The organism is Chryseobacterium sp. CH25, assembly GCF_004119455.1.
Classification (GTDB): Bacteria; Bacteroidota; Bacteroidia; order Flavobacteriales; family Weeksellaceae; genus Chryseobacterium.
Map to the genome: position 1 here is coordinate 105,582 of NZ_NRQT01000008.1, position 26,972 is coordinate 132,553.

At 34.8% G+C, this 26,972-nt stretch carries 24 protein-coding genes, 1 tRNA gene and 1 pseudogene; 21 read left to right on the forward strand and 5 right to left on the reverse strand.

What is annotated here, in order from left to right; genetic code table 11:
- Positions 1-160: 160 nt before the first annotated feature.
- Genes BOQ64_RS17510 through BOQ64_RS17520 form a run of 3 tightly spaced genes read right to left on the reverse strand, consistent with a single transcriptional unit; the run spans position 161 to position 2,845 of the window.
- Positions 161-1,066, reverse strand: coding sequence for a hypothetical protein (locus BOQ64_RS17510; protein ID WP_228448449.1), 906 nt, complete (start codon positions 1,064-1,066; stop codon positions 161-163).
- A gap of 11 nt (positions 1,067-1,077) precedes the next feature.
- Complete coding sequence (locus BOQ64_RS17515) at positions 1,078-1,926, reverse strand: hypothetical protein (RefSeq protein WP_129058506.1); 849 nt, start codon at positions 1,924-1,926, stop codon at positions 1,078-1,080.
- Positions 1,927-1,939: 13 nt separating this feature from the next.
- Entirely contained in the window at positions 1,940-2,845 is a 906-nt protein-coding gene (locus tag BOQ64_RS17520) for a hypothetical protein (RefSeq protein WP_129058507.1), read from the reverse strand.
- A gap of 490 nt (positions 2,846-3,335) precedes the next feature.
- Between BOQ64_RS17520 and BOQ64_RS17525 the strand changes: the two genes are divergently transcribed.
- From BOQ64_RS17525 to BOQ64_RS17620, 21 genes and pseudogenes are all read left to right on the forward strand, one after another.
- Positions 3,336-3,815, forward strand: coding sequence for a hypothetical protein (locus BOQ64_RS17525; RefSeq protein ID WP_129058508.1), 480 nt, complete (start codon positions 3,336-3,338; stop codon positions 3,813-3,815).
- 96 nt (positions 3,816-3,911) lie between these two features.
- A pseudogene (locus BOQ64_RS17530) lies at positions 3,912-4,699 on the forward strand (PhzF family phenazine biosynthesis protein).
- A gap of 178 nt (positions 4,700-4,877) precedes the next feature.
- Positions 4,878-7,274 (forward strand): hypothetical protein, encoded by a 2,397-nt coding sequence (locus BOQ64_RS17535; RefSeq protein ID WP_129058509.1) that lies wholly within the window; start codon positions 4,878-4,880, stop codon positions 7,272-7,274.
- Positions 7,275-7,456: 182 nt separating this feature from the next.
- Positions 7,457-8,221: a hypothetical protein gene (locus BOQ64_RS17540; RefSeq protein WP_129058510.1), complete on the forward strand. Its 765-nt coding sequence runs from the start codon at positions 7,457-7,459 to the stop codon at positions 8,219-8,221.
- 262 nt (positions 8,222-8,483) lie between these two features.
- Entirely contained in the window at positions 8,484-10,367 is a 1,884-nt protein-coding gene (locus tag BOQ64_RS17545; protein WP_129058511.1) for a type VI secretion system Vgr family protein, read from the forward strand.
- Between the two features lie 91 nt (positions 10,368-10,458).
- Positions 10,459-12,138, forward strand: coding sequence for a PAAR-like protein (locus BOQ64_RS17550; protein WP_129058512.1), 1,680 nt, complete (start codon positions 10,459-10,461; stop codon positions 12,136-12,138).
- Entirely contained in the window at positions 12,119-12,694 is a 576-nt protein-coding gene (locus BOQ64_RS17555) for a hypothetical protein (RefSeq protein ID WP_129058513.1), read from the forward strand. Before BOQ64_RS17550 ends, BOQ64_RS17555 begins: the two co-directional genes overlap by 20 nt.
- A gap of 20 nt (positions 12,695-12,714) precedes the next feature.
- Positions 12,715-12,963 carry a hypothetical protein gene (locus tag BOQ64_RS17560; protein ID WP_129058514.1) on the forward strand — a complete coding sequence of 83 codons (249 nt, stop codon included), beginning with the start codon at positions 12,715-12,717 and terminating at the stop codon, positions 12,961-12,963.
- 53 nt (positions 12,964-13,016) lie between these two features.
- Positions 13,017-14,216: a hypothetical protein gene (locus BOQ64_RS17565; RefSeq protein WP_129058515.1), complete on the forward strand. Its 1,200-nt coding sequence runs from the start codon at positions 13,017-13,019 to the stop codon at positions 14,214-14,216.
- Positions 14,201-14,812 carry a hypothetical protein gene (locus BOQ64_RS17570; protein WP_129058516.1) on the forward strand — a complete coding sequence of 204 codons (612 nt, stop codon included), beginning with the start codon at positions 14,201-14,203 and terminating at the stop codon, positions 14,810-14,812. The genes BOQ64_RS17565 and BOQ64_RS17570 overlap by 16 nt, the downstream gene beginning before the upstream one ends.
- Before the next feature lie 26 nt (positions 14,813-14,838).
- Positions 14,839-15,711: a hypothetical protein gene (locus BOQ64_RS17575; protein ID WP_129058517.1), complete on the forward strand. Its 873-nt coding sequence runs from the start codon at positions 14,839-14,841 to the stop codon at positions 15,709-15,711.
- A gap of 184 nt (positions 15,712-15,895) precedes the next feature.
- On the forward strand, positions 15,896-17,488 hold the full coding sequence (locus BOQ64_RS17580) for a hypothetical protein (RefSeq protein WP_129059773.1): 1,593 nt from the start codon (positions 15,896-15,898) through the stop codon (positions 17,486-17,488).
- On the forward strand, positions 17,481-18,464 hold the full coding sequence (locus tag BOQ64_RS17585) for a hypothetical protein (protein ID WP_129058520.1): 984 nt from the start codon (positions 17,481-17,483) through the stop codon (positions 18,462-18,464). Before BOQ64_RS17580 ends, BOQ64_RS17585 begins: the two co-directional genes overlap by 8 nt.
- 532 nt (positions 18,465-18,996) lie before the next feature.
- Positions 18,997-19,467, forward strand: a complete 471-nt coding sequence (locus tag BOQ64_RS17590) for a hypothetical protein (RefSeq protein WP_129058521.1) — start codon at positions 18,997-18,999, stop codon at positions 19,465-19,467.
- A 420-nt stretch (positions 19,468-19,887) separates the two neighbouring features.
- Complete coding sequence (locus tag BOQ64_RS17595; protein ID WP_129058522.1) at positions 19,888-20,205, forward strand: MBL fold metallo-hydrolase; 318 nt, start codon at positions 19,888-19,890, stop codon at positions 20,203-20,205.
- A complete protein-coding gene (locus tag BOQ64_RS23180) occupies positions 20,181-20,339 on the forward strand; it encodes a hypothetical protein (protein ID WP_164975835.1) in 159 nt (52 codons plus the stop codon). Before BOQ64_RS17595 ends, BOQ64_RS23180 begins: the two co-directional genes overlap by 25 nt.
- A gap of 134 nt (positions 20,340-20,473) precedes the next feature.
- Entirely contained in the window at positions 20,474-21,922 is a 1,449-nt protein-coding gene (locus BOQ64_RS17600) for a hypothetical protein (protein WP_129059775.1), read from the forward strand.
- A gap of 35 nt (positions 21,923-21,957) precedes the next feature.
- Positions 21,958-23,130 (forward strand): RHS repeat domain-containing protein, encoded by a 1,173-nt coding sequence (locus BOQ64_RS23460; protein WP_185147085.1) that lies wholly within the window; start codon positions 21,958-21,960, stop codon positions 23,128-23,130.
- Entirely contained in the window at positions 23,127-23,678 is a 552-nt protein-coding gene (locus tag BOQ64_RS17610; protein WP_129058524.1) for a hypothetical protein, read from the forward strand. The genes BOQ64_RS23460 and BOQ64_RS17610 overlap by 4 nt, the downstream gene beginning before the upstream one ends.
- Positions 23,679-24,737 (forward strand): YdeI/OmpD-associated family protein, encoded by a 1,059-nt coding sequence (locus tag BOQ64_RS17615; protein WP_228448450.1) that lies wholly within the window; start codon positions 23,679-23,681, stop codon positions 24,735-24,737. It abuts the gene before it with no gap.
- 20 nt (positions 24,738-24,757) lie between these two features.
- The gene (locus BOQ64_RS17620) at positions 24,758-25,183 is read left to right on the forward strand and encodes a hypothetical protein (RefSeq protein WP_129058525.1); all 426 of its coding nucleotides are present in this window, start codon (positions 24,758-24,760) and stop codon (positions 25,181-25,183) included.
- A gap of 359 nt (positions 25,184-25,542) precedes the next feature.
- On the opposite strand, the gene BOQ64_RS23185 is transcribed toward BOQ64_RS17620, so the two are convergent.
- Both BOQ64_RS23185 and BOQ64_RS17625 read right to left on the reverse strand, forming a co-directional pair.
- Positions 25,543-25,650, reverse strand: a tRNA-Ser gene (locus BOQ64_RS23185).
- Between the two features lie 71 nt (positions 25,651-25,721).
- A complete protein-coding gene (locus tag BOQ64_RS17625; protein ID WP_129058526.1) occupies positions 25,722-26,972 on the reverse strand; it encodes a hypothetical protein in 1,251 nt (416 codons plus the stop codon).

Sequence of the window (26,972 nt, forward strand, 5' to 3'; positions counted from 1 at the left end):
TTATTAATATGTAAATCTTTAATAAAAAGGTTATTTTGGTCATTTTAAGAGATAGCTGTTTAGTGGTTATCTCTTTTTCTTTTTATGACCACTTCAGTTTAATTACTACAAAACGGTTGAAAATATTTTCCAACCGTCTCATAATCTATTTATTTATCGTTTACTGTTCCACAATAGTCAAGGAATTATATACTCCACTACTAGAAACATCAAATTGACTTACAGTACCATCAAATGCAACAGTAATCCATGTGAATGGTCTCAGTTTATCCCCTTTATTCAGATAAACACTCACAGTACAGGCAGAACCTACGGGTACAGCATTAGGACTGGCTCCGGTATCAGAAGCATATCCGTTATTGGTTTTTACCCTTTGAGTAATAGTTCCGGCAGGATTTCTCACTTCCCATATAGCTTCTGTCTGATTATTTCCCCCAGTATTTACCTGACTTGATTGCAATGCAAAGGTAAAGGTTGCAAAATACACCCCGGTTCTGGGAGCTATAAACTCTCCTGTAGCAGGATTGAAGTTCGTAGTTGGAACACCTGAATCAGAATCCAGTTTTTCCGTCCAATTGGTTAGATAAGACGATCTTCTCTGTACAATCCCGGATTTAGTTCCTATTTCTGATGGGGTTCCGCTTTCAAACAGATAGGTATCCTGGGTCACTTTATTTGCCATTACAACAATACGGGGTTTACCTTTAGGAAAAAAACTCACCCAATTGGTCCCGTCAGAAAATTCCAGATATCCTTTTACCCCAATGGCAGGGCTTGCAACATAGCGTAAAGCTCCAGCACCGGCCTGTACCGCTGTTTTACCAGTATTCCCAATAGCAACAGTACCATTATTTCCACTGCGTAAATCTACTGCAACTTTAGGATTGGCAACGAGTACACCTATTTTGCCTGATTTATCGATTATAACTTTACCTGCATCAGTTTTTACTTCAACAGGATTTGTAGGGTTATCTACTCCCACTCCAATTTGAGCATTAACCTGAGTCCAGAAAAGCAGAGGAACAAAAGCAGTTGCCAGGCTCTTTATTATATTATATTGTGTCATGATTGTGTTTTTTATAATTCGCTAATGCTGAGATTATTTAATTTCCCGTCATTCAGAGTATTTCTTGCAGAGCCTATATTATGCTTAATTCCAAACTTAATGGTATTTCCTGCTTTAAGATTAAAGATGGCATTGCAGTTTCCACTTATATAATTACTTACTGCCCCCGCCTGGAATGCAGGATAAGAGTTCACTGTTTTATAAATCTGAATATTCTCAGTATTGCGGTCACTTTCTATTGCAGTCTCTATAAATGTATTTTTAGGAATAGTACCATTCGCTAAAGTGATGTTGAAAGATACCAGATAAAAGCCATCACGGGGAGCCGTAAATATTCCGGTAGAAGGATTAAAATCTCCGTTGGGTACTGTTCCCAGATCTACTGTTTCAATCCAGTCTGATATATATACTGTAGAACCGCTCCCAACACTCTGAGCAGTACTCTTACTGGCATTTACAAGGGCTTTGGTAGGCGCAGTAAGAGGCAAAGCAATCCATTGCTCACCATCGGAATATTCCAAAAAACCACTTGCATTATAACGTATTGCTCCCCCACCGGCTTCAACAGGCGTTTGTGTACCGGTACCTAAGCCAATAAGCCCTTTGTTATCTGATGAACGGAGATCTACTTTAGTTACAGGATTTAAAACCCCAACTCCCAGATTTCCAATTGAATCTACAACTACATCATTAGACAATTTTAAGGCATCAGGATTTGCTCCATTATCTTTTGCCGCATCAATCTGCAAACGCTGCAAAGGTTTGTCTGTAAAAAAGCCTACCTGAGCAGATATTTTAACCGAAGAAAAAAATAGAATACAAGTCAATAACTGATAAACCAAATTAATTTTCACTTTCATAATATTCTATTTTTTAATGTTCTATAATGGTTAAATTGTTAAATCCATCATCAGGATTCGTAGGATCTGCCGGATTAGTAGTCACTCTGAGTGCCACTGAACCACTCGATACCAGATTATGCCAAAGTCTTGTAGCTACTTTTGTACCTGCAATTAAAGTAAGGGTTACCGTACTTGATCCGCCTGCCTGGGTAGAACGTGTGGCGTTTGCATCATCAGCTGTACCAGTCATAGACTGTCCAAAAGTTTTGTAAACGGAAGCCAATACTGTATTGGTGGTCGTATTATAAAATTGTGATTCTACTCTAGACCCGTCATTAATTACAGCTCCATTAAAATTAAAAGTTAATAAAAAAGTATATGTACCATCACGAGGAGCTGTAAAAATACCTGATGAAGCATCAAAGCTATTACTCATGTCCCGAACGACATTCCAATTATTGACATTGGTGGCTGTACTTTGTGTGATGGATTGGCTGGTTATTTTACGGGCTACCACCACTGCTTTTTGAGGAGCAATATAAGCTTTATGCCAAACTACCCCATCTGAAACTTCAATTTTGGGACCTGCAGGGATGTTTACTACATCATACCTCACAGCTCCTGCCCCCGCATCTACAGCGTTCATCGTAGTTGTACTCAGACCTAAAGCATTTTCGGTTCCGGCAGATCTCATATCAAGCTTTACCTGAGGATTCAGTACTCCTACTCCAATAAAACCTGTTGTTTTGTGAACAATAATATCATTAGCCACTTGTGCTCCTGTTGGATTTCCTGTAGCCGCATTATCTTTAGCACCATCTACATGTAAAGCTCCCTGAGGATTCAATAATCCTATCCCAACCTGGGAAAAAAATAGATTAACAGAAGAATAAAATACCCCAAAAATGAGTATTAAAAAACGTATCCTTTCTTTCATATGTATGTTTTTGAATTTGAATTATAGCAAGGCCTGGAGAATACTAAAACCAGTTACCTCATCTAGTTTTAAAAGGGAATAATTTTCCTTTATAATTTGTATCTCCATTGATTACAATATTTTCGGAGAACTTAAAATGCATGGTTCTTTTAGACATTTTAAAGCTCAGTATAATAATTTTGTGTTTTTTCTATTTAAGCGAGTCCAAAATTATCATATACTTCTTATATACAACACCTTAACCCTATAGATATAATTCGAAAAAAAACTAGATTTCGCTCTATGTAATAATGGATTCCTCAACCGGAATACATTTACTGAAACAACACAATCACATATGAATAGGCTGATCTCTTCAGAAATAATATCTGAACAGGATTTCAACCGGTAAAGGCTTCTAAGAAATATCAGAGTAGATTCTCCTTTAAACTTTCGTATTTTTATAGCTTCCAACACAATACAAGGGAAAATCAAACACAGTTTATTATTCATGAAAAAATTAAATCCAAGTTATTTCAAATTCTTTTTTTCCAGATACGGATCCATTGTTATTGGTGTTCATGCAGTTACAATATTTCTTTATATTTATACCAAAGAAAAAGACCCTTTTTATCTGGCAATGCCAAGTTTTGTAAGCTTTCTATTTCTGGTATTGATATGTTCATCAGAATATCTAATGCTAAGAAAAAACCTTCCACCTGCAAATGTTTTCATGTCCAAGGACAGCCTTCTTATTAACAGCATCTCCTATCCTGCTGAGCAAATAAATGAAATTAATTATATGCCGGTAAGCAATGCGCTGAACAAGTTTACATCATATTTTTTTGAAATTAAAACCAATGATGGAGCTGTTTTTTACTTTCTGGGTGAGGAACTTAACTGGAAAGGAAAATCTCCCACTATGAAATTACTGAATACCCATCCTATATTTTCTTTAAAAACAAAAGAAAATATAGGATGGGTATTCTAACGGGTTTGCAGCCTTTAAAAAGCAAAAACAATCATAAAGTAAAGAATTACTTATAAAATAAATTACCTTTGTTACAGACCTAAAAATTTCTCAATAATGAAGTTAGAATTATATCAGATAGATGCGTTTACAGAAGAGATTTTCCATGGAAACCCTGCATGTGTTGTTCCATTGAAAAACTGGTTACCCGATGAAATCCTTTTAAAAATAGCCAGTGAAAATGCTGTGGCAGAAACAGCTTTCTTTATTGATAATGGCACTACCATTCATCTGAGATGGTTTACCCCTGAAATAGAGATGGACTTATGTGGACATGCTACCCTTGCTACCGCACACTGTTTAGCTTCCATCTTAAATTATCCGAACAACAGAATTGTTTTTGAAACCAAAAGCGGTGAATTAACAGTAGAGGTAAAAGATGGATTTTATTATATGGACTTTCCATCAAGAATGCCGGAACCATCCACTCTTCCTGACGCTATAGCAAAATCGCTCAATATACAGCCGAAGGAAGTCTTCCAATCAAGAGACTATGTTCTGGTGTATGAGTCTGAGGAAGACATCAAAAAATCACAGTTGAAAAGTCCATTTTAGACCTTATCAATCTGGATCCTGGCGGTGTTGTTGTGACAGCTGAAGGTACGGACAGTGATTTTGTTTCAAGATATTTTACGCCACAGTCTTCTATTCTTGAAGATCCTGTAACCGGTTCTGCACACTGTTCACTCATCCCGTTCTGGTCATCAAGATTAGGAAAAGATAAACTTTTCGCCCGTCAGCTCTCAGAAAGAGGAGGCCAGCTTTATTGCGAAAATAAAAACGAAAGAGTGATTGTGGCTGGTAAAGCCAAAACCTATTCTATGGGATATTTTTGGATAGAATAACGTATTTTAAAACCACATATTTAAAAAGACAACTGCTGAATGGTTGTCTTTTTTTATTCCTATACAGCCTTCCATCCGGAATATTAAGCTATTTCTTTTAAAATAACAGATGAAATATCAATTTCCTAAGTCTTTAAATGTTTAAATTAGCACTGAATTAAAATGCGCTAAGATTTCTATGAAAAATATATTCGGTGTATTGCTTCTTTCTATGGTACAGCCTATACTGGCACAAACTAAACTGGAAAAAGCCATTACAAACCTTGAGAATAATTACGAACAGGAAAAAGTATATGTACTTACCGACAAATCACAATATGCAGCTGGTGACAAAATTTGGTTTAAAAGCTTTGTATTTGATGGCTATAACCGTTCCGCAATATCCACTACCCTATTTGTAGAACTGTACAATTCTGATAAAAAACTGATAGACTGGAAAACAATACGTCTTACCAATGGTGAGGGCAGCGGAGACTTCCAGTTGAAAGAAGATCTTCCAGAACAGGTTTATTTTGTAAGAGCTTACACCCCTTACATGACCAATTTTAACGAAGATCTGCAGATTGTTAAGTCTATCCCCGTTTATAATCCCAACTCTCCAGAATCATTAGTCATTTCTAAAAATTCAGACTGGTCTGCAAAAGCAGTTCCAGAGGGTGGAAATTTCATCAACGGTATGCCTACTAAATTTGCGATACGACTATCAAGTAATACTTCTTTGCCGGAAAGCTGGACCGGAAAAGTAATAGATACCCAAAACCCTAACGTTCCCCTTACTACATTTAAATCTTTTGATAAGAATGTTTCCACTTTTAAAATAACTCCTACAGCAGGAAAAAAATATCAGGCTATCATTCAGGACAACACTGGGAAAAGTAAAACAATAGATCTTCCACAGGTTGCTGAAACTGGTCTCTACTTAGAAGTTAACAGCTCTAAAGAAGGCATTAAATACACCTTAAAAGGAGTCAACTTAAAACAACAGCTTCAAAACTATAAAATTGTAGGAACAATCAATAACCATCTTGCTTACAAGGCTAATATTAAACAGTTATCTAATGAAGTATCCAGTCTTATTCCTATTAAAATAAGCAATGGAGCTAACGGAGTATTGCAGTTAGCCATCTTTGATGACCAGGATAATCTGGCTGCACAAAGACTTTGTTTTATAAGACCCAATGATTTAAAGATCGAAAAAGCTGAAATTATAGGCCAGAGCATCAAGCAGACTCCAAGATCTTTCAACAGTATTGATCTTTCTCCGGAATCCTATTTTAAAAATTATACTGTTTTAGTAAGTGAAGATGATGGTACTCAGAAACCGGAAGAAGAAAATATGCTGAGTGGGCTTTGGCTAACAGGAGACTTTAGTACAAAAATAGACACTCCGGCTCAATATTTTGCTAAAAATGCCAACAGTGAAGCTTTAGATGCTCTTCTTATCTCTGAAAAATGGGAAAGATTCGACTGGAATTCTGTTCTTAGCGGATCTGTACCTACAATTAAGACCAAATCTCAAAAGTTTCTTTCCTACAGGATAAAACCTGTTAAAAACAGTGCTATGATAACTAACTCCAGCGTGATGTTATTGTTGAAATCAGGCAAAAGTGAACCCATTATCAGCCCGTTTCAAACGGATCAAAGCGGCTATATCTATTTAAATAATCTTAGCAATGATGAACCTGTAACAGTTTCATTATTTGCTAATTCAAAAAACAATGAAGAATCAAATGCAGATAATTTATTTGTAACGGCAGAACCATTGGTAAATCCTACTCCGTTTACCGGCAATTTTCCAAATACAAAATACCAGTTAGTAAAAACCAGTGGGAATAAAAACCTTCCGCCAGCTATTTCTAAGGCTATCAATGCTCAGAAAAACAATAAAAAGATAGGAGATACTGAGGTACAAGAGATTAAAGAAGTAGCACTAACAGGAAAAAAGAAAGATCCAAAAGAAGAACTGGACAAACAGCTTTCCACCGGAATGTTCAGTTCTATGAACTCTACTATATTTGATTTTGTAAATGAAGATCAGAATGCTAACACCTCAATCAATATATTAGACTGGTTGCAGGGAAGAGCTGCCGGTTTAACATTTCAAAAAAATAATTCCGGTGTTAATGTACCCTATATTCGTGGGCAGCAGGCTAAGCTTTATTTAGATGAAATCCTCACAGATGCTACTATGATTTCTACTCTACCTATCAATAATATCGCTATGGTAAAAATTCTTAAAGGAGCAGGATTAGTAGGAGATGCAGTAGCCATCTATACCATGAGAGGCAATATGAAATCTAAAAATAATGGAAAAGAAGCCCCAAAGAATAACTCTGCTGTTATAAAAGGGTACGATAAACCTTCGGAGTTCCTTGTTGAAATGATAGATGATGATGCAAAAATTGAAAATGATACCCGCGAAACCCTTTACTGGAACCCTAATTTGTTTGACAGTGACTATGTGCCACCAAGAATTAAATTCTTCAACAATGACAGTGCAAAACAATATAAAGTTTTGATTATTAGTTTTGATGAAGATGATAACATTCTTTATGATCAGCAAATTTTTAAATAATATTTCTTTATATAAAAAAGCCTTTCAGTTTTTCTGAAAGGCTTTTTTCAGCATTAATCCAAGCTACGGTTGCCTTTTGAATTAAAGAGGGCAACCTTTTTTATTAATTTTAGCCAAAAAATGAAAGAAAACAGCGCAATTCAAGATTATTTAAAGTTTAAAAAGGAATATAATATTCAAAAATGATACGTGATGCGGTCCTTTATAAAGACAATCAATATGGTAAATCAATTCTTTATTTTGTTTTAATTACAAGTTTTGTTTTCATTGGAGTATTTGGAGTCAGCGTATTTAAAACAAAAGATACTTCTATTGTAACGCTCTATAATACCTGGTATTTTATTGGACTCTTAATCAATCTGCTGGTGATATATTGTATAATTCTATATGATAAAATAATTCTTCTAAAATTAATTAAGAAATCAGTTAATAACTATAAACAGCATATTCTTTCACTTCTTTATTCTGATATAGATTGGGAATCACTATCTCTAAGAGGTTACTGGCAAGAGCTAGCCGCTGAGAAATATGCATTTGTAGGTGATGAAAATATTGATTTTAACTACAATGTTATACATGAGGAATTGCAATACAAAGAAAAGCCTATTTTTTATTTTAATTCAAATAAGATTTCCATCTGGCTTTCTATCATTTTTCCTCTTTCTGGGGTAGTATTATCTTTTATTGATATTAAAGAACTATTCGGAAAAGAATGGCAGGTAATTGGGTATTTGCTACTGATTATACTTTTAACGGTGAGCCCAATGATCTATCTCGGATATAGTATATTAAAAGGCAATTATACTGAAAAAAAGAATGAACATCAGTCTATGCAGGATTATGTAATTATTATGATATATATACAGGAAAAGAGAAAATTAATACCCGGTAAAAAGCATGAGAAAAACCTGATTATGAAAATGTTCAGGCAAATATCCAGACGTTAGTTCATCTTTTAGATATTATGACTCAATAAGTTTAAAAATACAAAACACTCTCATAGAGGTTCTATTTGAAGTAATTCAAAAAATATATTGGCCATTCTGAAACGACCTCTATCTCCAAATATCTAAGTCCAAGTTACTTAACTCACAATTTTCCTCAATCGTAGTTTTACTACAATTTTTCAGATTTAACGAAAATTTATCTTGAGTACTATTTTTTTATCTAAATTCGGTGATATAATACCAAAAAAACGCATAAAATATTATGAGAAACACCTCAAATTCTGATAAGGTTTCAGAAAACCACATTTCGGGCATCAACCGGGTGGTAAAACTGGACATTGTGGTTGAGGGCAAAGCTATCAATCACTTTAAGCATTTCCGTTTACAACAGAGTGCAAGAAAGCACCATGATTTTGAACTGGTATTGGCCCATGACTCTTTAGGTGAAGTACAGAACCACAACCTTGAACAGGCCCAGAAGTTTTTAGGAAAAAGAATCACTGTTGTTTTTAAATATAAAGATTATGAAAGTGAAACCCCGGAAAGAACATTTGTAGGTATTATTACTCAGGTAGCATTCAGCCAGGAAAAAATGAGTCTGGGAAATATTATCTTAAAAGGGAAAAGCCCCACTATTCTGATGGATGCAGCTCCCCATACCCAAAGCTTTGGTGGCAGCAAGGCTGTGAATACCAATATTATTGCTGACAGAATTATCAAGGAAACTTTAGGGACCAGCAAATTTGATTTCAGGGTAGATACTCAAAACAAAGGCTATATCAGCTACAGTTCACAATATAACGAAACGCATTATAACTACCTTACAAGAATTGCAGAGGCCTATGGAGAGCAGTTTTATTATGATGGTGAGATCCTTCATTTCGGTAAACTCCCGCCTTCTGAAAAACCTATTCTATTGGTATATGGAAGCAATGTAAGTGACGTGAATGTTGAACTGAAAGCAGTTCATACTAAACCTGAATATTTTGGTTATAACAGCAGCAGCCATACTAAAATGGTGGGCGTTGATGACCGTATAAGCCACTTAGGAGAATTATCATCCAAAGCTTATGAACTGAATGATACTATTTTTACTACCCGATCATTAACCCCTACTCCCATCAATGCCAATGTGTTTCTTGATGTGGATGATTCCCAAAAAAGTGCAAGAGGAAGCAAAGCCGTTGAAGTTTTTACCGTTTCAGGACAAACAACTGTTCCATTCCTTTATATTGGCTGTGTTGCAGACCTGGCCATGAGGAAGGCTGACAGCAATGAGACCTCACATTTTACAACCCTTATGATTACAGAGGTAAGCCATGAAGTAGATTCCAGAGGATATTATACAGGAAGCTTTGAAGCGATAGCTGAAGGAACCGGCTTCATGCCAAAACCTGATTTTGAAATGCCTAAAGCAGAACCGCAGGTAGCCACTGTTATCTCCAATGTAGACCCCTTAAACCAGGGAAGAATACAGGTACGGTTTGACTGGCAGTTAAATGATACTACCCATTTTATCAGAATGATGAGCCCTGATGCAGGGGGTACAGATGCCATTACCCAAAACAGAGGGTTTGTAGCCGTTCCTGAGATTGGCGATCAGGTTATGGTAGGATTTGAATACCACAATCCTGATTTTCCATTTGCAATGGGTGGGATGTTTCATGGGCAGGTAGGCCTGGGTGGTGGTCTGGACAATCATTTGAAATCTATACAGACAAGAAGCGGTATTAAGGTTTTAATGAATGATGCAGACAGAAGCGTAACTATTAAAGACCCAAGCGGAAATACTTATTTCATGGACGGCCAGGGTAATATTAATGTTACAGCACCGAAAAACATGACCTTTACAGCCGGAGAAGATATGCATATTTCTGTAGGAAGGAATATGACCACTAAGATTGGACAGGACAGCACCATACATGTTGGAAATGATCATAGTGAATCCATCACAAAAAGATATACCCAGACATCAGAAAACAAAATCATTACAGTTAAGCAGGATCAGACAGAAAGCACTGGCAATAAATTTAAAAGTATTTCCGGAGAAGCTGATATACAGACTTCTAAAGGTGATTTAAAATTAAGAGGAACAACTTTAGCTGTATTCCAGGGTGGAAAAGACGTTAAAGTAAGTAAAGGATAAATTTATTACAGTTGATGAAAGTAAATTTCAATAGTTATCAGCGAATATAATTCCGGCCCTAACAATTGAATCCAATCCAAAATAGTAACACATGGAAAATCAGAATACTTCTGCGCATGATCAAAAGCTTTCTGAAAAAAGAGCAGAACAACAGAAAAAAGCCAACGAAGATTCTCCTGTAGAAAAAAGAGAAATGGTAATGCATGGAGCCAAGTTGAAGTGCCCCTATGCACAGGGTCCCGGAGACCTGATCGTTACCTCTAACGAAATAAATCTTCAAGATCAGCCATTTGCAACAATAGGTGATGGTAATAATATGGTAAACCTTCAGTTTAAAGGAACTTGCGGCCACCCGAAATGGCCGGCAAGAAATATGTCTCCCCCACCCTGCATGAGCGTTATAAAATTAAGCCCATGGCAAAATCCTGGAACCACTACCATACAGGAACAGACAGCCTTGGTAAAAGAGTCTTTTATCAATTGTGACCCAGAATTTAATTCTGCTGCAGCTAAGCCCATTCCACAGGCTGAGAGTATAAAAAGTGAGATTCAGAATAATGATGTTCCTAAAATTCTTGATGCTTATTTTGTAAAATGGGTTTCAGAAAAGGGAACTCCTGTTGAAAAGGAAGAAGAAGTTTACAACAAAAAACTCGGTAAGAAAGTTAAGGTTAAAAAGAAAGTTGATACCGAGAAAATATCAGCACAGAAAATATCAGAACGAGGATTAAGCTACCAGGTGGCTTTAGTGGTTGAGACTGAAGGACTCACTGGAAAAAAAATAAAAATCAAGGTTAAAAGTGGCAAAAACAAGGTCTTATCAGATGTCAATGCTGAGGTAAGTTTAATTGATTTGAATGATGTGGAAAAAGTAACAGACGCATCCAAATATGCCGGTATAAAAGCAAAAAGTGAATTTGAAGTAGCCGTTGATAATCTGGCAAATGACTCAACCATAGAAAACGCAAGTCAGTTTAAAAACAAAGCAGTACTCAAACTGATGCTCAACCAGCGTGCTGATGACCTGTCATTTAATTTGGCAAAACTCATCGCAGCAAGTCCGGACAAGGAAGCATCAGTATATATTGAAGTCACTTCTGATGAACCCAAAATTGAATATCTGGGCAAAGAAGGAAGCAGCAGCCTGAAAAACACCTTCTTAAATGAAGGTGGTCAATATTTCAAAATAAAATATTTTGAGCAGCCATGGATTGTTAAAGCTCGTGAAGAACAGGAGCTTGGTGTTTCAGAAGCTACTCACTGTACTAAGATTGTAGATGAATATCACGCTATTAACAGACAGAATAAGCCAAAGGCCTGTGCCAATACCGATAATAGTTCCTGGTGTGCCTCATTTGTGGGCTGGTGTTTAAAAAACAGCGGATATTCTGCCCAATTAGATCCTGGTGCCTATTCCTACGGACATGAAAATACAAGATACAGAGCCGGATTTAAGAAAAATCCTACAGATAAAAAAGGACTGGCAGCAGAAGAATTTGATGATCCGGTATGGGGAAAACTTGTAGCAGGTAACTTACCTTTATTAGGCTCAATATGTGTTTTATCAGACAGGCACCATGTAAGCATGGCGGTTGGAAAAAGCAGTGACGGTAAGGTCATATATTATCTGGGCGGAAATCAGGGGAACAAAGTTTGTGTGGGAACATTCGGGCAGAGAACCTCATCCATGTATCCAATAGAATATACTAAAAAATCTGAAGATGATGAATTACCTATTTATTATACAAAAAATGAAAAGCTTAGTTACTAGTCTACTGTTATTTTTATTCATTCCTGTTTGCGGGCAGCAGCCTGTACATGACAGTCTGAAAGTATATTATCAGGATTCATTAATGATCAGTAAAGATTTTAAAGAAGGAAGCCTGTCCAATACTCTTACGGTAAAGGTAATTAACCCCTGTAATGCTGAAAAAGAGAAATTTGACGGAGCAGTAACCATCATCAGTGCAGCTGTTAAAAACAAAAATTACAGCAATAGTATCGTTTATAATTATCCCTATGCACAATCCGGGTTAATTAATGTAAAAGAAGATCATATTTCCATTTATACGGTTAATAAACAGAAGGCTGTCCTAATCCCTTTCACCTATTGTGGGAATTGGGATAATGATACAAAAGTTTCATACATCATATTGTATAACCGTAAAAAATACCTGTACCATATAAAGTACTATTGTGAAGAAGGTGGCAAATGTAAAATAAAAGACAATCTGAATATTACTTTAAAAGATTTGCCTCCAAAACTGAAATTACAAGTTATTAAAGACTTAAAAACCAAATATAATAAGTCTAAGGATTTTTACTAATTGGCTCAAAATAAAACGTCATGAGTGAAGCACAACAAAAAGATGATTATTCTGCAAACCCCAATCAGAAGACTTTTGATATGACCCATCAGGTAGATCATGAAGTGAATGTGGTGAAAATCTATTTTGCGAAGCAGGTTCCTAAAATGATCTGGGAAAAGAAAAGTGAACCTTATACTGTAAAAAGTGGTGGTCTGGTGTCTGACGTAAAAAAGAAGTTTGAAAAAAAGGGAGAAGGAATATCCAGGCAGATAAAGAAGATTCTGTAAAATTAAAAGCAAAAGAAACGGTAAATATTACCTGGGAAGAGGAAGCACAGGAAATGAAGGATGGTAAACCTGTTTTTAATTATGAAAAGATTGATAAGGCGATCATTAAAAAGAAAGTATGGGTAGTAGCAGAATGTCAGGGAGCCAGCGGAAAACTCTCTGTGGAGATTCATGAAAATAAAGGAACAAATCCTGAAAACGTATATGACAATCCTGTAAAGTTTTTAGATGGCGAAACGGAGAAAAGCAATATTGAATTCAGTATCAATGAGACACTGGTGTATGCTAAAGAAATAACATTGCGTCCCAAAAGCGATCAGGATCTGAAGAAACTGATAGAAAAGTTTAATAAAAGAGAGAATGTAAATGCCTTTTTATACTTCAAAGCAGAAGTAAAAGACACACAGGATAAAGCAATATTTCCGGATGACACCCATGAATTCTTAAATAAAGAAAACGAAAGGTTTGAGATTTCAGGAACTCCATGTTACTGTAACAGAGATATTACTGTGGATGAGATGATAGAATTAATTTATCATTTAAGGGATAAGCAGAATTATAAATCAAAAAGAGATGCCTTTTTTGATGGTGGAAAAGAAAAGATTATTGCGATTGGGATTACAAGCGGAAAAATCTCTGAAAACAGAGATAAAATAAAGCTCTTTACCGATGAAATGAATGCTATGTTTAAGAAATTCAGCATCAAGACCTGCAGAAGAAAAATCCATTTCCTGGGTCAGATGTATCTCGAAACCATAAGTTTCACCTATACTTATGAAAGCCGAGACTCTGTACCGGATAATTATAAAGGTGGTGTACCTTTCCAGGGTAGAGGAATGAAACAGATCACCCACGATTATAACTATCTGGCCTATTATGATTATGTGAATAAAACAACCCATTATGACACTTATATAAAATACAGATCCGGTTATGAAAGTGTTGGTGAATGCGTAAAAAACAGACCAAAAGCTCGGGAAAACGGTCTCACCGAAACCTTTTATGAAGAATTAAAAACATATGCTAAAAACATTTCTGAAAACTTATTCCATGCTTTTAATTCTGCCGGCTGGTTTTCCACCATTCATAAAACGGATACCATTGCAGCAATGGATAATGGACTGGCAGATTCTGATGTTGAAAAAGTAACACAGGCTATTAACGGAGGGCAGACCAATATCACCGAGAGAAAGAACTACACCAAGTGGACTAAAGAACTTTTTAAATATGACACAGAATGCGTAAACAAATAATATACTTATTTTTTATCCTCTTTTATGCTCTGCAAAACTGCCAGAGTACTTCAGTGAATGCCGATATTCCGGTTTTACAGAATAAGAAAAAAGTAGGAATTATCAACCAAACGGCCGACGTAAAGTGTGACAGCTGCTATGCTTTAAGAACCGTAAAAATACAGGACAGGAATTTTACGTTCAGGGTTCCGGTTTCTTTAAATACTATTGATAATAAGAAGATTTTTCAGGAAGATTATGAACTTTTGGTAGATCAATCTGCAAATAACCTGTCTATCAAATACAATAGTCTTTATGATTCCACTTCATACATTTTTAAGCTTAAAAAGAATAAAAACAATACTGCTATAACCAGAATTACTAAAATCAGCTCCTCGGTGAATCATCATAAAATTGCCAAAGATGATTATGTAGACTACCCTGCCACTTCAATCTGTGAAAAGGAAGCCAATCTTGCATTACTTCAAAACCGGGAAATTAATCTGAACAGCTATTTTATTAATTCTGAGAAGAACTGTTTTTTGTGCCCTACAAAATACAGCGTACAGGAATGTTTGGAAAAGAAAAAAACGAATGCTCAATTTAATTGGCAATAGCAAATCGTAAAAATGAGTGAAAAATTATGGAGCCAGTGTTTCCTATCAATGTTATATTAAACCTTACAGAAGGAAAAAAATTTTACCGCTACACTTATAATGAATATACAACTACCTATGGAGAAACTCATAGAAGTGAGCTCAACAAAAACTTTCATGTTACGCTGAAACGTTTAGAAGAGGAAAGATTTGAATACCATATTGAAATTTTTGACAGAGTTCACCGGGATAAAGAGCTGTCGCTTTCTGAAAAAGATTTTTTAGACCAAATTGCAGCCATTAATAATGATGTAGTACTTATAGCGGATGTATATGGACGTTTAAAAAACATAAAGGGACTGCCTCTTCTTCAGAATAAAATGGAAAAGACGTTAGAAAAGCTTTCCCGCTCCTATGTTGGCAGACAGGCTGAAGATTTTTATACGTTCTTAAAAGATTTTTATCAAAAAGAAAGTTTAGTCTGCACAGATTTTTTAAAAATTAATCATTTTGGAATGATTCTCCATAAGTTTTATGGAAGATATGATGAGAAAGAAGATCAGGTAAAACATAGCGTACGGTATCGTAATTTTATGGGGAATACCATCATAGATATAGACGAGACTATACAGACAGAAGCCATACGTTATGATGATGAACTATTACTGTTACAGTATACAGGCAGTATTCCTTCAGATAAAAACTGGGAAATGTTTTATGGAGAAATGCAGAGAAAGGAAATTGCCTATACCCCTGAAACAGATTGTCCGAAACTGGATAAATATAAAGGGCAGATTTTATTGGATTTTACCACCAAAGAAGTTCTGGAACATAAACTTACCATAGAATTTTCTCTGGGAGAAAACTATCAAAAGAAAATCATCTGTCATATCAAAGAAATAAGTTATGATGAATTATAAAAACAGGACGAACTAAAAAAATGCAGCATCAATTAGTTGAAAATGTAGCAAAGACTTCTCCGGTGTTGATTATATATTTTATGATCCGGATGTCTGAGCCTTACCTCAGCTAAGGAAGAAAAAACTGAAGATAATACCACTCAGAAATATCAAAATTCTGTATTAAAAAAAGAAAAATCTTACAATGGCAACACGTATTACAATAACAGATTCCGGACAGACACAAACCTTGAACGGTCCTTTGGCTCCGGATACTCCCGATAACTCATTACAGCGAATCACTGATGTTTATTTTGCCAAAAAGACTACAACAGATAATGGAACAAGAGTAAGCTTCACAAAAATAGATTCTGCCCATGTGCAGCGCGATGATCAGAATCAGGAAATTCCATACGATTCCATATTGGGAAAAACGGTGTATCTGGTTATTGAAACCAGCAATATGACAGATCTGAGTATAGATGCAGTGATAAGACCTTCAGCCAATACAATGACCGAAAATACAGATACACTACAGTTAATGCGTTTCGTATCTCCTAACCGATATGAAGTACAAAGGCTGTTTACGGTACAGGTAGGTAATTTTGATGCACTTAATAACAGACAGGGAAGCCATGCCCATTATACTAACTTACAAGGTGACCATATTAATAAAGCCATTATCAAACTACAGCTGAGACCCGACTCAAGAGCTACTTTTGATGAATGGACCAGAAGACTGGCAGACGGCAGTATTAATCTGGAAGTAGCGGTAGAGAGAACAGACAATAATCCTTGTGCCTATAAAGACAGCCAGGAGGAAGTTAACGGTGTCGGTATTTTCTTAAATGATGATACAGGAAGGTTCAGAGTAGTTAATAAAAATATATACAATATTCATCATGGCAGTAATACGTACAATACTTTAGCCGTAATTACTCCGAATCCGGAAAGAAGAAGAAGGATTCAGAAGGTTGTGAATAACCATTCTACTGAAGTTATTTATTTCTATTACGATCAAAACGATAACGAACACAGAATCTGTTCCAGAACTAAAGTAAACGTTACCAGAAAAAGAAGAGTGAATACCATTCCTCCACTCGCTCAAAGAGGAAACCTTTTGCAGACCATAGATTTTACGGCAAATAGAGCTGCCGGAGAGCAGATTGATGCTCATCAGCTGCTCGTATATTCTAACGGAACTCTTGGTGATGGTGCTACAGACAAATGGTACGCCAACCAAGTAGGAAATGTAGACCTGGTGAATATGGATATTATAGGGAATGTAGGTGTAGGGCCACAGATTTTTGAGGCATTCAATTATAATCAGAATGGGGTTGTCATCCGGTACGGATTTCAGCATACCAGAAGACGAAGTATCCAGCCGGATCAATTTTCCGGTTTCTTAGGGGCGTTGGCACAATTCAGACAGGAAGGCCACAATCATTATATTGTATCTCAGGGTTTTTCTTATTCTGATGCATCATGTTACCCAAGCGCAGAACACGTAAATGGGGAAGCGGGAGATTTGAATTTATTAACGGCTCAGCAGGATGGTGTGAATACAATCCTTACTGCCGCGAATTTTGATTATGACAATCAGGTCATTCTTAGGAATATTCTTTTTGATTTTGGATTTGGATCTGGCCGGTCTGAGGATTTCTCCAACACTTCAAATGCCAGTACTGCAGACAATACCAGTACAAGGCTGCCTCATACCACTCATACCGCTACTCCAAGACATAATAATCACCTGCATGTTCACGGTTTCACCCCAATATTAGATATATATGCCTAAAATAAATATAGCTTTTACGATTTTGTTTTTCCTTTTTTCCGGTGCTATCAAAGCCCAGACAGAAAATAAGGTAAATAACACAGAAACATCTTCAGCGGATAAAGGATCAGTTAGTTTTAATACCAATAAAGCTGACTGTATCAATCTTCCATTCGGGTATTCAGATCTTTCAAAAAGAATATCTGTTGATTCCGTTCTGGCTGCTGTGCAGGATAAAAATCAATTAAAGAAAATCAATGCATTGCAATTTGAAAAAGTAATCACTAAAGATCTTATATTACTTCCCGAAGAATATGATGTATTCCTTCCATTCAGTAAAAATGTCAATGAAAAATATGACCGCATTGCCATTGCCTCAGATTTTCTGTGCCATGGAGAGTATTCATTATACTTTATGGCGGTTTACAATACCGTTCGTTACGCAGAACCATTTATTGAAAAAATGTATTTACTTTCAACAAAGAATCAAAAGCTTATCGATATGAAGAGAATATATCTTCATCATGAAGGCGAAATGGGATTTGCAAATTATACCTTATTCAATATTGATAAAAATTATATTATTTCTCTGCAGGATTATGAATTTAGTGAAAGTCCTTTTGCTTTAAAGCCTTTACAGAAATACCAGATTCTTCCTTCCGGAAAATTTGCAAGATACTATGATAAAAATGGTTTTTATAAGGACAATGAAGAACAGGGAATGGTAAAAAATCATTGTAAAGAAGGGAAATGGATAGAATCCAAATCCAATGGTTCTGTAGATATACAAAAGCATCCTGATTTTACAGATCCATACACGTATCTGGAAGCAGAATATAAAAACGGGTTACCCACCGGAAATTGGAAGTTTTATAAATTATTGCAGCAATACAATGAAGAAACAGGTAAACCCATATTCAAAACAAGGAAAAAAGGACAACTGATATACACAGAGATGTATAAAAATGGTGTATTGGAAAAACAGGAATTTCATTAACGTTATTGAAAAAGTTCCTTTTCAGTTTTGTCTACATTATAAAAGCCTTTCAATATTCTTGAGAGGCTTTTCAGTGCTTTATGCATAAGGTGTATGTTGAGATTTTTTTAACGCAAAGAATAAATGATTCTACCGTTTCATTGTAAAGAAGCAAAGAAGAGCGACTATGTCGCGGATGAAGTTGCATGGCTATTCATACGCTTAGAAAAAATCAATTTTATTGATTTCTTCTTTGCTCCCTCAAAATAGTACAGCTACATTATAAAATCTTTGCGTTTTTTTAATAATTTCTTTTTGTAGAGACTATCCAATTATTATAACCTAAATAACTTTCAGCATCCTTCTTCCAGCTACCAGCCTTTATAAATGCAAAGAATGAGTGATTCAACAGCTTTATTTTAAGGAATGCTAAGCAAGCACATTACCGTAATGTATACCTTAAAAAATCAATAAACAGCTACTCTACTCTCAAAAAAATAGGATCTTTCAAAAGAAAACGCTAAATATTCCGTTTAATTCTTAAATTTAGAGAATGCAAAAGAATCTTTATCTCATCATCATATCACTTTCTCTTACCAGTTGCTATACTTATCAGGTTAAAAAGCAGGTAAATACAGCACCCGAAAATAATTTAGCTCCTAAAAAAGCTATTGCTTCTACTAATATTTCGTCTTCACCAGTAGAAAATGCAGCTGTTGAATTTAAAAGTACAAATGCTCAACAACCACCTGTACCCATCAATATTCAGGAGAAACTTACCTCTAATAAAAATGTTAAAATTGATGTTGATGGCAGAAGCTATAAAGTAATCGTTGACAGATGGGAAGGTGACAGCCTCGTGGCCCACCCGGTTCATAGTGCTAAAAAGACGCTGAAGTTCCATAAAAACCAGATTAATGGCGAGAAAATTGCGGAAAAACGATTTTCAGAACCTATGTCTAACCTTCTTACAGTTGGTATTTATGCTGGAATTGCGGCCGCAATCATATATATTCTCCGTTAATTTTTAAAACTTACCTGCTGAAGTCTCCTGGCTTTAAAATGTTTTACGGAATTGTTTCTATTGCATTGGCTCAATGTCAGGGAACTTTGTGTAGTTTTTTTGAAACGCAAAGAATGAGTGATTCTACCGTTTTATTTTAAGGAAGCAAAAGAGAGCGACTATGTCGCGGATGAAGCTGCATGGCTATGCGTACGCTTAGAAAAAATCAATGAAATTGATTCCTTCTTTGCTCCCTTAAAGTATTACACTTGCATTATAAAATCTTTGCGTTTTTAAAACAATTTGTTTTTTAGAGGCTATCCAGTTATTAATTATAACTCCAAGTAACTTACTGCTCACGACCTTTACCCCTTCTCCTCTCTCCTTTCCAAAATAAGATACGCGGCATCCAGCATCTTTATCAGATGAATATATGGATTGATGATATTCTTTTCCGGCAGGTTCTCATATATTCTTATTGATGGTGGTATTGGTAACACCTATAAGAGTACATCAAATGTAAAAGGTGATTTAAATCGAGTAATTAAAAAAATTCGAGAAGATGAACAATTTATAGATCTTCTTGTTTTAACTCATTTTCATGACGATCATATCGGTGGAGTTTTGAGATGGTTGAATAAAGATAAAGAGGCTCCCAACCTTATTAAAAAGGTTTGGTTTACGAGCATAACGGAAAAACATTTATTAGAACTACTTTTAAAGATGGTGAATCTATGGATAACGAAGTTGAAAAAGTAAATTCTAAAAATGGGATAAGATATAACTACAAAGAAGATGCAAGCCAAGGTGAATATTTTGTTTTGAATGATGATGTCCTTGAATTTTATAACAGCGAAAATAAAATGTTTACAACAGGTTCAAAATTACAATAAACTATATGATGAGAATTAAAACTAATACGTCATGTTTTGTCGTTTCTCTTAAATATACTTGTCAAAACAATTATGGTTTCCCACATTACAGGGAAATAAAAAATCCTTAAATTGTAACTCAAACACTACATGCAGTGCAAAAAATTTATTTTAGTTCCATTCTCTTACCTTTAAACCTGTTAGGATTCTTCCAGATTCCTAATTTGCCAACAAGGGAACAACCTAATATCTCTACTTTTCAGAAGTACTCTGATAAGGATTTTACCACTTCCCAAAAGAATCAAAATTTACCGACCTTACCTTCATCACTTTCAAGTTCAAATACTTCCAGAATACAGCAACAAAACATGATGATAGTTCAAAATGATTTTAAAAGAATTGAAACAGAAGAAAAAGTAGAAAAACAACAAATATATTCTGATGAAGTTCACGAGCAGGAATCAAAAATATATTTACTTAATTCATTAGTCTATAAACAAGGAACAAAAGCATATTATTCAGCCTTTAATAATCTTTCAAAATTCAACCCTGAAGATTATTCAATAGCGGATGCCGTTTTTATTGTTGAAAATGCTTACTACAATAATGATAAAAACTTCCAAAATACATTTCAAAGTGGCATTCAGAAAGCTGTAAAAATTATTCAAAATCAAATCACTAGTAAAAAGATTGATGAAATTGATAACAGCTCAAAGAATTTAGCCATATTCCAATATTTTGCTGAAAATACTAAGCAGAACGGAAAAATAATTCATAAAGCGATGAAGTATGATTTTGAGGATTATATGGGAGTAAAAGACTACTCCAAAATGTTTGTTTCTAAGCTCATGAAGTTTAATACTGGGCAATGTCATTCAATGCCATTGTTGTATCTGATTTTAGCAGAACAAATCGGAGCGGAAGCCTTTTTAGTAATGTCTCCGAATCACTCTTACATTCGATACATGGATGATTCGGGAGAAATGCTAAGTTTAGAGCTTACTAACGGAATGTTTTCAGCAAATTCCTTTGTCCTTAACTCTGGTTACATCAAATCTGAAGCATTACAGAATAAACTGTATATGCAGAATTTAAGTAAGAAAGACGTTTTATCGCAAACATTTGTTGATTTAGCAAGTGGTTACATTCACAAATTCGGATATGATGAATTTGTAGGGCGGGTTTTAAATAAAGCATTAGAACTTAATCCTAACAATATCAATGCTACTTTATGGAAAAGTAATACTAACCAAATTCGTTTTCAGGAAGCCTGTAAAAGATTAGGAATAAATTATGAAGACAAACAAGAATTACAAAACATCCGAAATTATCCAGATTTAGTAGGTCAGCTTCAAGAAATTAATAATGAATTTGATAAAATTGATCAATCAGGATTTAGCATAATGCCTCCAGAAGATTATGAACAATGGTTAAGTTCATTAAATACTGCTGAAAACAAGCAAAAGAGTGAAGAAATTGCGGAGCGTATGAGGATTCTGAATGCACAAAAGCAGAAAGAAATCCTGCAACAACAAAAATTAAAATCAATACCACCTAAAAAGGAAACTCCTAAAGTTTATACCATACCTAAAGCATGGTTGTAAGCAAAATTGTAAATTTAGAAAAGCATAATTGTTATATGAAAAGAATTGTATTTTTTAGTTTTTTGATCTTAGCAAGCTTGGCACAAGCACAGGTCAAGAAAAATAAGCCAAAGACACCAGATAAAGAATGGATAAACCCTGTTATATTAACAAAGGAAGAGAGAAACCGTCCATATATGAGTGAGGTTCTGAAAACAAGAGACTCTCTTAACTCTGAAGAGGCTGAAAGAAGACGAAAAAATATTGAAGCAGGAAATCCATTTAAGAAATATGGTTATTATCCTAAAGTTGCTACATTGAGCAAAGGAAAATATCTGGAATTTCATGATAAAGACAGTATTGTTGTTATAGGTTCAGTAAAGTTTAACACAAAAACACAAAATGTTGTTGAAATAATGGATATTGACTTAACAAATCCTGATGCACAACCTATTGGCGATACCCATGGTAGGTGGATTTCTCCTGACCCATTAAGTGAAGAGTTTAGGAGGTGGTCTCCCTATAATTATGCTATGAATAATCCTTTAAGGTTTATAGATCCAGATGGGATGGCTCCAGAAGATATTATAACTACTATTTTAAAATCTACAGTTACAAAAGGAGCAGACGGTAAATCACAATTAATACAAAGAGATGTTAATGTCAAAATGACTTTGACAGTTGTTAATTTATCAGGGGCTGATTTATCTAAAACAATGTTTAGTAAAAACTCAGGTTCCGTTAGTATTAATGAATTTGAAGGAATGGGAATAAGCTCTTTTAACAATAATTCTACGGTTACAATGGATAACATAAAAAATTTTGATGTACAGTATAAAGTTGTTACAAGTATGGATGATATAGGAAAAAATGACCATGTACTATTTGTAGCAAATGAAGTGAAGAATAGTGATGGTGATGCATTAGGTAGAGGACAAAGCCCAGGAAGAGTATCAGCTGTCGAAGCAGGAACAATTAAAAAAGGCACTTTCAATGAAGTTGTAAAACATGAATTTGGACATAATATGGGAATGAAACATTCCTCAAATGATAAAGGGCTTATGAAAGCAGAGGGTACAGGACAAACTTCTATAACTTCACAACAAAGAGGAGAAATAGTATCGGGGGCAATTGGTGCACAAAAACAAGTAAAAACTTATTCTGGAGGATATTCTACCTCTTCAACAAGTGAAGCTCAAAAATTTAAAAAAGATAACGTAACAAGATGAGAAAGTTTTTAATAATCATTCTAAATTCTTTTCTATTAAGTTGTAATACTAAAAAAGACGAATTTAGAAAGGAGACTGTAGGAAAAGTTTCTTTTGAAGTTCCAACAAATTGGAAGAAAAAAGATATTAAAGGCATTGATTCTAAAATCACAACCTTAATAACATCTGCTTCAGACACAATATACATTGAATATGGTGCCTATAATAATCCGTTTAATGAATCAAAAATTATTGTTGATGACAGTTTGATATATAAGACTTTAAAAGAAAATTCTGTTGGGGAAAATGTAGAATTTTCTACTAACAAGGAGCTTGACAATAGTCAGGGTATTTTTTTAGATAATTACTATTATTATGATACAATCAATAATCATCTAGCAAAGATAATGATACCTAAAAAAACTGAAAAAGGACAAATGGGTATATATATTGCTAATGTTGATGAAAAGAAAAATAATTTTTCTATTTATACATTTCATCCATTAAGAGGAACAGATAGTTTAAATTTTTTTAGGTTGAAGAAATCAATTCAAATAAAACCACAGTAATTGAAAAAGATATACTTTATATTATCATTAAGCATTTCCTTTATGTTTAATGCACAGGAAAACCATTTTTACTCAGATGCTTTCCAAACATTAGATAATATGTTAAATGATAAACAACCATATACTTTTAAAACAGCAGTTTTCTCTGTTGAAAACGCTTATATTCAAGGAAAATTAGATACTGTACAACTCAATAGAAAAATTAAATTTTTAGCCAGTTTTTGTAGGCAACTTACAGCCAATAGAAAACTACAATATACGGAAAAAGACGAATCTACAGTAAGTAAATATGCCGCAATTTACACAATAATGTGTCAGGAGACTCCTGTAATTATAGGTGATAAAACAGTAGAATATAAACCGTTTACTTATGATTTTGAGGATGTATTTGGGCATAAAGAATTATCTAATCTGTTTGTGTCAAAATTGTTAGACACACAGAAAGGCAACTGTAATTCCATGCCTTATTTATACAAAATTATTGCTGAAGAATTAGGAGTTGATGCGAATTTAGCACTTGCTCCAAATCACATTTACATTAAGCATAACATTAAATCAATAGGCTGGTTCAATACAGAGTTAACCAGCGGTATTTTTCCACAGGATTCTTGGTTAATGGCTTCGGGGTATATTCATTTAGATGCTATCCAGAATGGTGTCTTTATGAAGGCATTGAACAATAAAGAAAGTCTTGCATTACTATTGGTTGATCTAGCAAATGCTTATGAAAGAAGTTATCCAGAAAATGACGGAAGTTTTTCTTTGAAATGTGCGGAAAGAGCAATACAGATTCACCCTTATTTAGCAAATGCGTTGATATTACAGGCTGAAACTCATAAAAAGCAGTTTCAAAAACTAATGAAAGAACAGAACGCTAAAGATGTTCAGGCTGCATTATCTAATCCTAAAGCTAAAGAATTATTTGATTTGATGAATAAGGAATATACTCACATTCATAAAATTGGCTATCGCAGTATGCCTGAAAATATGTATTTAGATTGGCTGGTATCTTTGAAAACTGAAAGAACAAAGTATGAAGATACAAGATTAAAAAAATAGGAATTAAATTATCCATTTTTATGAATAAGAAACAGTTTAAAAATATAACTATATACGGAATAATAATAATTTTAGTAATAACAGCTATATTGTTTTTATTTAAAGCTACTGAAGTAAGTTTTAGTAGCGCATTAGATACGGGGATTCTTTCCGATTATAGTGCATTTGCTTTTGGGTTTATTGGTATTTTACTTACTGTTTTAAATCTATTGTTGGCTATTCAAAATTTCAATTTTCAAGAAAATAGTTTTGAAAAGCAAAAATTTGAAAGTCATTTTTTTACATTATTACAAATATATAGAGATAATTATAATAATGCACAGAGTCTGTTTGGTTTAAATAATGATGGCAAAGATTTATTTCCCGATTTTTATAATAAATTCATTAATATCCAACTAAATGCAACTACTAGTTTCTACTTATATAAAAATATTAGAACAAATTAGATTTTTTGATAATAATACAACTACAAGTGAGAAGGATATTATTATTGATAATTTAGAGAAAAATTATCCTAACTGGTTTTACAGCTGGAAAGGTAATGATATAGGTATTGAATTAAACACTAAAAGGGGGCATAGTGTTTATTAAGAATATGGAGCAAGTAATTAGATAGCTAATTATAACTCTTAAGAGCCTTGAATTTTTAGTTGAATTTGGTAACTAGCACACACAAGCTCCAATAAAACTTTAATAGTTTTTAAGGGCAGAGGTAGAGTCTCTGTCCTATTTTTTTAAATGAAGATTTAAAATTTAAATTTATAGTACAATTATTAAAAATAAATAATTTACGGTTTTGTTTTAGTGGAGTTGGAGGGATTCGAACCCTCGTCAAATCTTACAGAGAGGAAGGGACTCGAACCCTTGATAGAGAGTCAACCTAGTGTCCATTTCTCTGAAATTTTTCAACTTCAGAGGCATCATAAAAATATAAGCATCATTACAATAATGATGCTTTTTATTTTTATCCCCACCCTACATCTCCTACTCATACTTAGAAAAATCCACCGCAAAAATACATCGGTTAACCTGACTACCGTTCTGAGCTCCGGCATTGGGTTCATATTCTGTGAGGCTCCACAGATAATTGTATTGGGATTCGTAATAAAGGGATTCTGCACCATAGGGCCATCGGTAGCGAACGGTATCATCGGCTCCGTCTGTATATCTTGCCAGTCTTGCATTGGAACCATAGGAATTGCTTGGAGATCCGGTGCAGGAAAGCCATGTTCTGTTTCCTTTTCGGAACACGCCCTGAATGCCATGGGCATGATTATCGGTAAAAAGACTGTTTTTGGGCGCTACACTCACAATTCCTGAGTTTTGAAGCGTTCCACCAGCATCAATAGGGAAACCAAAGACTTTAGGAACAATAGAAGCATCAGCACTGCCTGCATAATATTGGCCGGTCCAGAGCTGGGTTCCTTCACTATTCACCTGTATGGTAGAGAAAGGACTTGCATTATTGATCTTCTGATATCCTGTCTGAGGCAGTATATACCGATAGTTGAAAGCAAATAAATTACCATTGGCATCTTTACCACATTTATCATTAGTAGTGTCTCCTGTACTTACTTCAATTATTTTATCAAGATCAAATACCCGAACACCAAGATTGGTACTGCTGAGATATACTTTCCCTTTAAAATAAGCGATACCGCCGGCATGTACTTTAAGAGGAGCATAAGAACCGTATTGTGTATAATTGGTGATATTGGCTGGGATATCAGGCTGCACCAACAAGATGTGTCGGTACGTGAGATAGGTGCTTGAACTTGGACTGATGTCTATCAACGTAATGCGAGAACCTTTATATTCGGCGTCATCTTTTGCATACCAGCTCACCAGAAGATACCGAACTCCATCTTTGGTAAATCCTGCAATGCCCTGTGGCCGCCAGATGGAAGTAGTTTCATCATCGGTATTCCAACGGATTCCCCTTACCCTGTTTTCTTCGGGAATATTAAATCCGTAGACTTCAGTATACGCATTTCCGCCAATGGCCTGACGGTTTTTATTAACCTGAGCCGAATTTAAAAAGCTGAAACCTGAGTTGATATAAGCACTCATGTCCACATAAGGATTCACACTTACATCTGAAGCCGCTGTTCTGCCAGTAGTACCTTTAGCCACAAGCTCTTCTTCCATGGAAGCTGAAGTTAACTGATTATCCTGGCATCCGATACCTGTTACTGCCAGCATCAGCATCCAGCCTAATATTTGTTTTTGAATCAT